This window comes from Yeosuana sp., assembly GCF_057126245.1.
The window spans coordinates 21,733-33,470 of record NZ_DBNGMQ010000034.1 but is presented as its reverse complement, the minus strand read 5'-3'; the positions used below and the strand labels follow the sequence as shown (position 1 = coordinate 33,470).

The following is an 11,738-nucleotide window of genomic DNA, read 5'->3' as shown; positions in this document are numbered from 1 at the left end:
AGTAATGATGAATTAAGGGAAACTTACTTCCTTAAATTAACGATACGTTCCAACAATGTCGGATGCGAATAGTGCATAAACACATATGCGGGATGTGGTGTTAAATTACTCAAACTATTTTTAGATAGTTTCTTTAACGATGTAATTAAAGGTTCAGCTTTATAGGTGTTCTTTGCATAGTCATCGGCTTGATATTCAAACTTTCTTGAAAACAGATTCATAATTAAACCTGTGATTTCAGAAATAGGTGAGTAGAGTAATCCAAAGGCTATTAACCCAATATGAAAACTGGATATTTCAACGCCTAAGGCATTGGATAATAACGGGTTTGAAATAAATAATGACAAAATATAAAGCGTTAAACCTGTGAGTAAAATAGAACTTATCAAATTAAAAATAATATGTTTTTTTTTATAATGACCAACTTCATGTGCTAAAACAGCAACAATTTCTTCTTCGTCTAAATCGTTAATTAGTGTATCGTAGAGCGTCACACGTTTTTCGCTGCCAAAACCAGAAAAGTAAGCATTGGCTTTAGTACTTCGTTTTGAGCCATCAATTACAAAAATTTTATCAAGTTTAAAACCAACAGTTTTGGCATATTCTGAAATTTTATCACGTAAGCTTCCAGCTTCTAAAGGTGTTTGTTTGTTAAATAGAGGCACGATTAGTTTCGAGTAAAACATATTCATAAACAAAGTAAATACAGCGACTAATCCCCAGGCATATAACCAAAAATAGTTACCCGTAGATTGGTAGAACCAAATGATAAGTGCAAGAATACCACCGCCTATAAAAGCCATCATGAACCAACCTTTTATTTTGTCAAGAATGAATGTTTTAATAGTTGTTTTATTAAACCCAAATTTTTCTTCTATCACGAAGGTGCTGTAATACGAGAATGGCGTGTTAATAATATCACTGCCAATCATAATAATACCAAAGAAAATTAAAGCAATAAGGATTGGGTTTTCAGAGAAGCCTCTGGCAATAGTGTCTACAAATTCAAAACCATCAAAAAATAAAAACCCTAATGTTAATAGCAACGAAAATGTGGAGGTTATAAGTCCGAATTTATATTTTGTGCCTTTATAGTGTTGTGATTTTTTATAGTCTGTTTCATCATAAACATCTTTTAATTCTTTAGGAAGTGCATCATTAAAATGTTTTGCGTTTAAAGCATCTAAAATTTTATCAACAATAAAATTGATGATGATAATGGTTATGATAATATAAAAAAGGGTATTTGCTGTCATGTTTGATATCTTTCGTCTTTGCGCGACTTTTTTAAAAGTCGTAGTAATTAGTTTAATGTTCGTTTTAATTTAAAAAAATATATTTCGGTCGTCCCTCTCTCGTAATTACGAGTTATTGAAAATCTCGTTGTCTTTTTGCTTCAAAAATAAGAATTCCTGCCGCAACCGAAACATTCAGAGAATCTATTTCTCCTTGCATGGGAATCATGATATTTTGAGTTGCATTATTTATCCATTCATCACTTAATCCAGTGGCTTCTGTGCCAACAATAACAGCAGTTGGTTTAGTGAAATCTTGTGTTTGATAATTAACTGATGCGTGCAACGCAGCACAATAGATATTGATGTTATGAGTTTTTAAAAATTCAATGATTTCCTTGGTGCTTCCAGTGGCAACCTGATTGGTAAATATACAGCCAACACTAGAGCGTATAATGTTAGGGTTATACAAATCGGTTTTCGGATTAGCGATAATAACCGCATCAATATTTGCAGCATCAGCAGTTCTTAAAAGTGCTCCGATGTTTCCTGGTTTTTCAGGGGCTTCAGCTACTAAAATTAATGGGTTTTTAGTACTTAATTTTAAATTAGAGATTGAATGTATTTTATTTTTTGCAACAGCTAGAATACCTTCAGTAGTATTTCTGTGTGCTAGTTTTTCGTATACTGTTTTTGATATTTCTATGAGTTCAATGTGTTGATCTATTAATTTATTGATGTGCACCTCAGGTATTAATTCGGGATGAAATAAAACTTTTTCAAACTCATAATTTCCTTTTACCGCCAAGGAGATTTCACGTTCACCTTCAATTAAAAAAAGACCAGTTTTCTTACGCTCGCGCGACTTGTCTTTTAACTGAACCAGTTGCTTTATGAATGGATTTTGTATGCTGGTAATTTGTTTACTCATAAGGCCACAAAAATAGCGATTTTAAATACTAGTTTTAAATAAAAAAGCGAGCTATTTAGCTCGCTTTTTTAGGGTTATTGATTTTTATATTTTTCTGAATATCGTTTCCAAAGCTCCGTTTGATGTGTCTCAAGACTTATTTCTCTACCATCAATAAAAGCATGTGTTAAAATATTGGTACGCATATCTAAAGCATCTCCTTCAGAAATAAAAAGGGTAGCGCTTTTACCTGTTTCTAAAGATCCGTATCTATCATCAATTCCTAATATTTTTGCAGGATTAAGGGTAATTAATTGCAGGGCTTGTTCTTTATCTAAACCATAAGCAGCACAAGTGCCAGCATAAAAGGGTAAATTACGCGCGTTTATACGTTCTGTATCAATGTAGTTAGTCTGTAAAGCGACTAAGACTCCTTTATCAACTAATAGTTTAGCTGCTTTATATGGTAAATCATAATCCTCATCTTCTAATGATGGAAGAGATTGTACATGTTCTAATAAAACGGAAACATTATTTTCTTTTAATAAATCAGCAACTTTATAAGCGTGATGTCCACCAACAACTACTATATTTTTTAGACTATTTCTTTTTAAAAAATTGACAGCATCGATAATGCCTTTTTCATCATCAACATGAATATATAGTTTTTTTGAACCATTAAAAAGACCACTCATTCCTTCAAAAGGCAGATTAATCTTAGATTTCTCACCTTTAAGATAAGCTTTGCTGTTTTTGATGTAATTATCAAGTTCAGTAACTTGTTCTGCATATTTATCATTTGCTATTATTCTAGCTTGATCACCTAACAATCTGCGGCCTCTTACAAAACTACTTGGCCAATTTATATGAATACCGTCATCAACTTTTACAGCAGCATCTTCCCAGTTCCAAGCATCAAATTGTACTACGGAAGAGGTTCCTGAAATACGTCCACCTCTTGGCGTAATTTGACCTAAAAGTATTCCATTGGGTCTCCCAGATTCTACAATTTTAGATTCGGCATTATAAGCAATTAAACTTCTTATGTGCGGATTCATTAAACCTATTTCAGTTTGATCAATAGAGGCTTTAACAGCATCAATTTCAACGAGACCTAACGTTGAATTTGGTATAATAAAACCAGGATAAACATGTTTACCATTAGCGTTTATTACTTTAACCCCGGTTAAGTCAATTTTCACAACCTTTTCATCTACAAGGGTTGAAATATTTCCATCTTTTAAGATGATGATACTGTTTTCTATAATAGTGCCATCACCAATATGCGCCTTTGCTCCAACAATAGCGATGTCTTGGGATTGTTTGGGGGCTGGTGTTTGTTGCGCCGTTATTATTAAAGAACACAACATTATAATATATGATATTATTTTTCTCATCTTAATAAGTTTTATATTTCGTTATCCATTGAATCACAATGTAATAGTTCTTTTTCTTTCTTTTTTACGGTCTGGGTTTTTAAACCTTTATTTTTGGCATGTAACATCATATTAATGAGTTCGTTTTTTTCTTTTTGAATGTTAGAACGCATCATTTCATCACGTTTTAAATCAAAATAAGTAACTCCTTCAATAATTGTTTTTTCTGCTTTAGCATAAATGGAAAGCGGGTTATCTGACCACAAAACAAGATCAGCATCTTTACCAACTTTGATACTACCTACACGATTATCAATATGCAACAATTTTGCAGGGTTTAGGGTTACAAACTTCCATGCCTCTTCTTCACTCATGCCGCCGTATTTAATAGATTTTGCTGCTTCTTGATTCAGTCTTCTAGCCATTTCTGCATTATCACTATTTATGGCGACAACTATACCGGCATTATGCATAATGGATGCATTATAAGGAATGGCATCATTAACTTCGAATTTATAGGCCCACCAATCACTAAATGTTGATCCACCAACACCATGCTCAGCCATTTTATCGGCAACTTTGTATCCTTCTAGAATGTGTGTAAAGGTGTTGATATTAAAATTAAATTTTTCAGCTACTTTCATAAGCATATTTATTTCACTTTGAACGTAAGAATGACAACTAATAAAGCGTTCTTTATTTAAAATTTCAACAAGCACATCTAATTCAATATCTTTCCTGAAAGGTTTACCACTTTTCTTTAAGGCGTCATATTCTTTAGCCCTGGTGAAATAATCTACATATACTTGTTCAACACCCATTCTTGATTGTGGAAAGCGAATATTACTTTGAGAACGTGTTTGTTTAACGTTTTCTCCCAATGCAAATTTTATAAACTTTGGTGAGTTATTGTATATGAGATTATCTGCCGATTCTCCCCATTTTAATTTGATAATTGCCGAACGACCGCCAATAGGGTTAGCAGAACCATGCAATACTTGAATGGAAGTTACACCACCAGCGAGATTTCTGTAGATGTTAATATCAGAATCATCTAACACATCTTCAATGCTAACTTCTGCTGAAGAATTTTGTCCCCCTTCATTTACTGATGATGTTGCAATATGTGAATGCTCGTCAATAATACCTGCGGTTAAATGTTTACCTGTGGCATCAATAATAGTAGCACCGGAATCTGAAAGATTTTGACCTATTTCGGAAATTTTACCATTTTTAACTAAAACATCTGTTTCTTTTAAAACACCTTCCTTTTCATTAGTCCATACTGTAACATTTTTAAATAACATGGTTTCTGCTTTGGGTAGCTTAGTAAAACCATAGGCCATATTAGGATACGTTACTGGAACAAAATTATCTTTGTTCTGGTCTTCTTTTTTCTTTGAAGTTGCTTCTGTTTTGTCTTTACTTTTTGAAGTTGCAGAAAAAGGCAATTCATTCCCATTAGGAAGAATGGCTTTACCATTTAATTGGTTTTTGTCAGTAACATTAGCAACTATTCTAATAAATTCTTGTCTTGTAGAATCAATAGTCGTCATAGATATATTTACCCAATCTTCATTATAAGTTATTTTTGAACCTAAAGTCTTTTCTTGACTGGTCATTTCTATTTTTGGATTACTTAATTCACCTTTAATGGTCATTTTATAAGTTTCACCAAGCAAAGCAAACTCATAATCACCGCTAATGTCAACAATATTCATGTCTTCAATAATGGTTTTGTTACCTTGAACCCAGTTTTCATAAAGGGTTGTTTTTTTATTAAAAATATCACCTGATGTAATTAAAAAATTAGCTAGGCTTCCATTTTTAAGCGAACCAATTAAATCAGATTTTCCAATAAGTTGTGCCGGAACTGTAGTTAAAGCTTCTAAGGCTTTTTCTTTTGATAAACCTGCTTCTATAGTTTTTAAAAGATTTGTTTTGAATTCTTTTGGCGATTTTAAATCGTGTGTAGTAAAAGTAAATGTGATATTATTTTCCGCTAATATTTTAGGATTTGAAGGTTTTTGGTTCCATGCACGCATATCGCTTAAAGAAAGAATTGATGTCAAGAATGAATTTTCAACATCATATGCATCAGGAAAATTGATTGGTAGTATAAGTTTGGCATTCGTTGTTTTTATATCATTAATCCGTTCATATTCATCGCCTCCACCAAGCATAACATATTGAATACCATTGGCATCACCAACCTTATCAGCTCTCATAATATTTCCTCTATTACCAGCCTCGAAAAACTGAACTAGTGATTTGTTTTTATTTAGTGCCTCCAAAGACAGATCTTTAGTTTTAACATATCCTTTTGCATACCAGTCTGCATCAAGATACATTTGCCTTAATAACGCCATACTTCCCATTAGAGAAGAAGGGTAGGATTGGCTAGACGTTACACTTTTACTAAACGATAAGTATTGACCAGAATGTTGGTCTAAAATTCTGTACTCGTTGCCACTTTCATTGTTTAGTGCTATAAGAGTTCCACTACCTCTTACAATACCATCTTGTATATGCGCATTAACGACTCCAAAACCCGCTTTTAATAATTCAGTTGCCGCTTTGGAGTCATAATTAAACTTATCTATGGCTCTGTTTTCAGGCATCACATGGTCATTCCAGTAGTAACCAGTTCGGGTAGCATCATACTGAGCTGTTCTGCCTCTCGAAGTTGGACGTTTAGGTTTTTCAATACCAAAATCAGAATACAGATCAATAAAGGAAGGGTAGATGCTTTTTCCTTTAATATCAATAACCACCGAGTTTTTAGGAATGATAACAGAAGTTCCAGAAGCCACTATTTTACTATCTTTTATAAGTAAAGTTCCACTTTCAATTATCTGAGTAGGAGTTATAAAGATTTTTGCATTCGTAATAGCGGTATAATTGGTGTTTTTTGCCATTACACCATCATTTTTTGGAAAATATTCTTGTGCACTCAATGCAGAAGTACAAAAAATGGTAAATAATACCAAGTATTTTTTTATCATATTAAAATGGTTGAAATTAGTTTTTAAATATAAACCTTTATGTCTTAGTTATTCATTTATTGATTTTATTTTAATTTATTATAACGTTTTTAATTCAAAATAGTTTACAAATAGCGCCACTACATAACTATAACTTTTCATGCCTTTATCCTGTTTGTTGGCTTTTAAATAAGAACTATAAGTTTTTTTAAATAGTGGTTCAGCAGGATTCTCATAATTATCCCAAAACGTTCGCATTTCTTGATAGTTTTTTAAAATACCCTTATTAACGGTTTCTGAGATGGAATCAAATAAAGTTTCATCACGTCTGTAAATTTCATTTAAACAAAAACGAAGGGCAAAGGTGTAACCCGAATATTTAAAGTAAATATCATCATGATTTGTAGCTGCCAAGCACCCTATAAAATTGGCTTCATTTTCTGCAGCATAGCCTAATTGGTGTGCTACTTCATGGGATGCCGTTGTAGGGAAAATATATATAGGAATTAAATAATCTACCTGTGATTCATTGGTTAATGGGTTTAAATAACCACTAAAGCCCATATAAGTTAAGGGTAAGCTAAATAATGATTTTTTAATGCTTTTTGGGTGATATTCTAGATGGGGAAATTCTTTTTCTAAAGCCGCATATCCTAAGGGTGCTATTTTTAAAATATCACCTTTACTGTAAGGAATATTTACAGGTAAACTATCATTCTTAATAATTTCCGAGTGGATGGCATTAGATTTTGCAATAAGTTTTTTAGTAACGTCCACAAGCGCTTCGGTGGTGTATTTAGATTCTAAACCAAGACTTTTGTATAGTGGTAATCTGTAATAGTTTAATCCCCAAAATAAATGAAATGCAAAATAGAGTATTGAAGCGGCGGAAAACAAATCTAAAAACCAATTTTTTGTATCCGTTTTTAATCGTGTGAAATTTTTATAAAGCCATCGTATTATATAAATAATAGCAAATCCGTATACTAAATCGCCAAACGAAAAGGGAATCCAGCCCAACATAAACCTAAATAGTTTAGATATATATGGATACAAACCATTACTGTAATAGGTTTCAATAAATTCGGGATAATTTGATAGCCATTTTATCAAAATATATTGAGGAATTATTAAAAATGCTATAATCGTTTTTTTGTGTTTCAGCATGTTTCAAAAATAGGAAAATGTTTATTAATACTGATTAGATATGTTACCTTTGTGAAACTAAAGATAATCATGATGAATTCAGAAATAAGACAACTAGAACCAAAACAACTTTGGAATAAATTTGCTGACTTAAATGCGGTACCTCGAGGGTCTAAAAAAGAAGAACGCGTTATTGCTTTTGTAAAAGATTTTGGCGAAAAACTTGGTCTTGATACGCTAGTTGATGAAGTAGGGAATGTGATTATTAAAAAACCAGCAACCAAGGGTATGGAATCAAAAACTTCGGTTGTGATGCAATCACATTTAGATATGGTTCATCAGAAAAATAATGAAACTGATTTTGATTTTGATGCTCAAGGTATTGAGATGTTTGTTGATGGGGATTGGGTGAAAGCCAAAGGAACCACACTTGGTGCCGATAATGGTTTAGGTGTGGCTACGATAATGGCTATTTTAGAAAGTACAGATATTGTGCATCCTGCTATTGAAGCCTTGTTTACTATTGATGAAGAAACAGGTATGACAGGTGCTAAGGGTTTAAAAGGCGGTTTGCTTTCTGGTGGTATTTTGCTGAATCTAGATACTGAAGAAGATGATGAAATCGGTGTTGGTTGTGCTGGAGGTGTTGATGTCACTGCGACAAGAACTTATACTGAAGAAGAAACACCAGAATTTAAAATCGGGTTTACTATTTCCGTAAAAGGATTGCAAGGAGGTCATTCTGGAATGCAAATTCATGAAGGTTTGGGGAATGCTAATAAAATAATGAACCGTTTGCTATTTGATGGTTTTGAAAATTTTGGATTACGAATTTCGGAAATTGATGGCGGAAGTTTGCGTAATGCCATTCCGAGAGAAAGTAAAGCGATTGTTGCTATTGATGCGATTCATGAGGAGGCTTTTCTTTTAGAAATACAACAACAAGCAGATACTATAAAGACAGAATTAAAAACCATGGAGCCAGATTTAGAGTTTATAGTTTTTAAATCTGAAACTCCTAAAATGATTATGGATTTAGGTGTTCAGGAAGGATTTACAAGAGCTTTATATGCGGCACACAACGGCGTTTACAGGATGAGCGCAGATATTCCAGATTTGGTAGAAACATCGAATAATATCGCTAGAGTAGTGGTAAAGGATGGACATATTAAAATTGCTTGTTTAACACGCTCTTCTGTTGAAAGTTCTAAAATAGATTTAGCAAACAAACTTCGTGCTACTTTTGAGTTAACTGGTTGTGAAGTAGAATTATCTGGTGATTATCCTGGTTGGACACCAAATATGGAATCTCCCATTTTAAAAGTGATATCTAAACTTTACGAAGATTTAAACGGCATAAAACCCCATGTAGCTGCTTGTCATGCAGGATTGGAATGTGGTATTCTTGGCCAGAATTATCCCGATATGGATATGATTAGTTTTGGACCTAATATAAAAGGCGCGCACTCTCCAGATGAGCGTGCCCAAATTTCATCAACTCAAAAATATTGGAACTTTGTTTTAGAGATTTTAAAGAATATACCTAATAAGAAAATTTGCTAATTTAGTTTATGGTACCGGATCATAACCACTTCCGCCCCAGGGATGACAACTAAAAATACGTTTTAATGCTAGCCAACCTCCTTTTAAGAACCCATGTTTTTGCAGTGCCTCTTTAGCGTAGTGTGAACATGTTGGGCTATATCTGCATGTTGCAGGTGTTAGTGGGGATATCAGTACCTGATACACTTTTATTAAAAACAAAAACGGAGCGATAAGTATTTTTTTCAAAATAAATTTTTAAATGCACTAGTTGAGTCGTTTTTATTTCAACAACTTAACAAGTTGCTAATTAATTGAAAATGTGGTGCCTTCTTTACCGTCTTTTAGTTCTATACCGGCAGATGCTAATTCATTGCGAATCTTATCAGATAACGCAAAATCCTTATTTGCTCTCGCTTCTTGTCTTAATTTAATAAGTACGTCAACAGCTCCAGACAATTTATCAGTTCCTGAATCATTTTTTGAACTATTTTCTAAGCCTAAAATATCAAAAGTAAAAGCATTAATAGTGTCTTTTAAGATTGTTAAATCACTACTTGAAATTGTTGTAGAACCGTCCTTAATTTGATTTATATACTTTACACCTTCAAATAGATTAGCGATTAAAACAGGTGTATTAAAATCATCATTCATGGCATCATAACAACTTTGTTTCCATTTGTTTATATCAATACTTGATGTCGCTGAGGCTTTTAAACTGTTTAATATATTAATAGCATCCATCAATCTGTAAAATCCTTTTTCACTAGCTAGTAACCCATCATTTGTAAAGTCTAAAATACTTCTGTAATGGGCTTGTAACATAAAAAAACGAGCCACACTTGGTGTAAAGGACTTCGTAATATTGGGGTTATTTCCAGTAAAAATTTCACCTGGCAAAATATAATTTCCTGTAGATTTAGCCATTTTCTTCCCATTCATAATCAGCATATTCGCATGCATCCAATAATTTACAGGTGTCTGGCCAATAGCAGCTTCATTTTGTGCAATTTCACACTCGTGATGCGGGAATTTTAAATCCATTCCACCACCATGAATATCAAAATGTTCTCCAAGATATTTCGTACTCATTGCAGTACACTCTAAATGCCAACCAGGAAAGCCGTCACTCCAAGGCGAAGGCCAACGCATAATGTGTTGCGGTTCGGCTTTTTTCCATAGCGCAAAATCTTGTGGGTTCTTTTTATCCGACTGACCGTCCAACTCACGAGTATTGTGAATTAAATCTTCTAGTTTACGCTTACTTAAAATACCGTAATCATGGGTTTCATTAAATTTATGAACGTCAAAATACACAGAACCATTTATTTCATAAGCAAATCCATTCTTAATAATCGTTTTTATTAGCTCAATTTGCTCAATGATATGCCCTGTTGCTGTAGGTTCAATGCTTGGAGGTAAAAAATTGAAAATATTTAAGATATTATGAAAATCTACGGTATAGCGCTGAACTACTTCCATAGGTTCGATTTCTTCTAGACGTGCTTTTTTAGCAATGCGGTCTTCGCCAACATCGGCATCATTTTCTAAATGACCAGCATCTGTAATATTTCTAACATAGCGAACTTTAAATCCTATATGTTTTAGATATCTAAAAATCACGTCAAAAGACATGAAGGTTCTCACATTTCCTAAATGGACATTACTATATACCGTTGGGCCACAAACGTACATGCCTACATAGCCTTGGTTAATTGGAGTGAATGTTTCTTTTTTTCCGGAAAGGGAATTGTAAATTTTTATTTGTTGATGCTTGTAAAGTTGCATGTTTGGGCTGGTATTATTAACTAAAACTTTGTCTCTAATTTAATATAATCAAGAAATTCTCTACGGGTAGACTTGTCTTTAAATTTCCCTCCAAATTCAGAGGTTACTGTACTACTCTCAATATCTCTTATTCCTCTTGAATTAACACATAAGTGCTTGGCGTCAATAACACAAGCAACATCTTTTGTGCCTAGAACTTTTTGAAGTTCTTCAACAATTTGAATAGTTAAACGCTCTTGTACTTGCGGTCGTTTTGCAAAATAATCTACAATTCGATTCATTTTTGAAAGCCCTACAACCGTTCCATTTGAAATATAGGCAACATGCGCTTTTCCTACAATAGGGAGAAAATGGTGTTCGCATGTTGAATATAATGTGATATTTTTTTCAACAAGCATTTCGCCATATTTATATTTATTATCGAAGGTTGAAGCGCTAGGTTTTTTGTTAGGATCTAAGCCGCTAAAAATTTCTTTAACAAACATTTTGGCAACTCTATTAGGAGTTCCGTTTAAACTATCATCAGTTAAATCAAGTCCTAAAGTTTCCATGATATGGCGTACATCATCTTTTATAATGTCTATTTTCTCTTCATTTGATAGTTTAAAAGCATCACTTCTCATGGGTGTATTCGAAGAAGTTCCAATATGGTCGTTCCCTAAAGCGTCAAATTCATCTATGTTATTTTCAATTTTCATCTGCTACTGAAATCAAGATTTTAGTTTGCAAAGATAAGCAAAACACTTTTCTTATGTTT

General features: G+C 33.1%; 9 protein-coding genes. 1 reads left to right on the top strand and 8 read right to left on the bottom strand.

Going from position 1 to position 11,738, the window contains the following annotated elements; translation table 11 throughout:
- Positions 1-23: 23 nt before the first annotated feature.
- The 5 genes from AC15TD_RS03360 to AC15TD_RS03340 form a co-directional block, all read right to left on the bottom strand.
- The gene (locus tag AC15TD_RS03360) at positions 24-1,256 is read right to left on the bottom strand and encodes a M48 family metallopeptidase (protein WP_484450724.1); all 1,233 of its coding nucleotides are present in this window, start codon (positions 1,254-1,256) and stop codon (positions 24-26) included.
- A gap of 112 nt (positions 1,257-1,368) precedes the next feature.
- Positions 1,369-2,166, bottom strand: coding sequence for a TrmH family RNA methyltransferase (locus AC15TD_RS03355; RefSeq protein ID WP_484450723.1), 798 nt, complete (start codon positions 2,164-2,166; stop codon positions 1,369-1,371).
- 74 nt (positions 2,167-2,240) lie between these two features.
- Complete coding sequence (locus AC15TD_RS03350) at positions 2,241-3,542, bottom strand: amidohydrolase family protein (RefSeq protein WP_484450722.1); 1,302 nt, start codon at positions 3,540-3,542, stop codon at positions 2,241-2,243.
- A gap of 11 nt (positions 3,543-3,553) precedes the next feature.
- Positions 3,554-6,526 (bottom strand): amidohydrolase family protein, encoded by a 2,973-nt coding sequence (locus AC15TD_RS03345; RefSeq protein WP_484450721.1) that lies wholly within the window; start codon positions 6,524-6,526, stop codon positions 3,554-3,556.
- 78 nt (positions 6,527-6,604) lie between these two features.
- Positions 6,605-7,672: a DUF3810 domain-containing protein gene (locus AC15TD_RS03340; RefSeq protein ID WP_484450720.1), complete on the bottom strand. Its 1,068-nt coding sequence runs from the start codon at positions 7,670-7,672 to the stop codon at positions 6,605-6,607.
- 72 nt (positions 7,673-7,744) lie between these two features.
- Here AC15TD_RS03340 and AC15TD_RS03335 point away from each other — a divergent pair, with 72 nt between their 5' ends.
- Positions 7,745-9,214, top strand: a complete 1,470-nt coding sequence (locus tag AC15TD_RS03335) for an aminoacyl-histidine dipeptidase (protein WP_484450777.1) — start codon at positions 7,745-7,747, stop codon at positions 9,212-9,214.
- A 6-nt stretch (positions 9,215-9,220) separates the two neighbouring features.
- On the opposite strand, the gene yidD is transcribed toward AC15TD_RS03335, so the two are convergent.
- From yidD to folE, 3 genes are read right to left on the bottom strand one after another with little or no spacing between them, the layout of a single operon-like run.
- On the bottom strand, positions 9,221-9,445 hold the full coding sequence (gene yidD, locus AC15TD_RS03330; RefSeq protein ID WP_484450776.1) for a membrane protein insertion efficiency factor YidD: 225 nt from the start codon (positions 9,443-9,445) through the stop codon (positions 9,221-9,223).
- A 54-nt stretch (positions 9,446-9,499) separates the two neighbouring features.
- Entirely contained in the window at positions 9,500-10,981 is a 1,482-nt protein-coding gene (gene cysS, locus AC15TD_RS03325) for a cysteine--tRNA ligase (protein ID WP_484450719.1), read from the bottom strand.
- 20 nt (positions 10,982-11,001) lie between these two features.
- On the bottom strand, positions 11,002-11,679 hold the full coding sequence (gene folE, locus AC15TD_RS03320; protein ID WP_484450718.1) for a GTP cyclohydrolase I FolE: 678 nt from the start codon (positions 11,677-11,679) through the stop codon (positions 11,002-11,004).
- Positions 11,680-11,738: the final 59 nt, after the last annotated feature.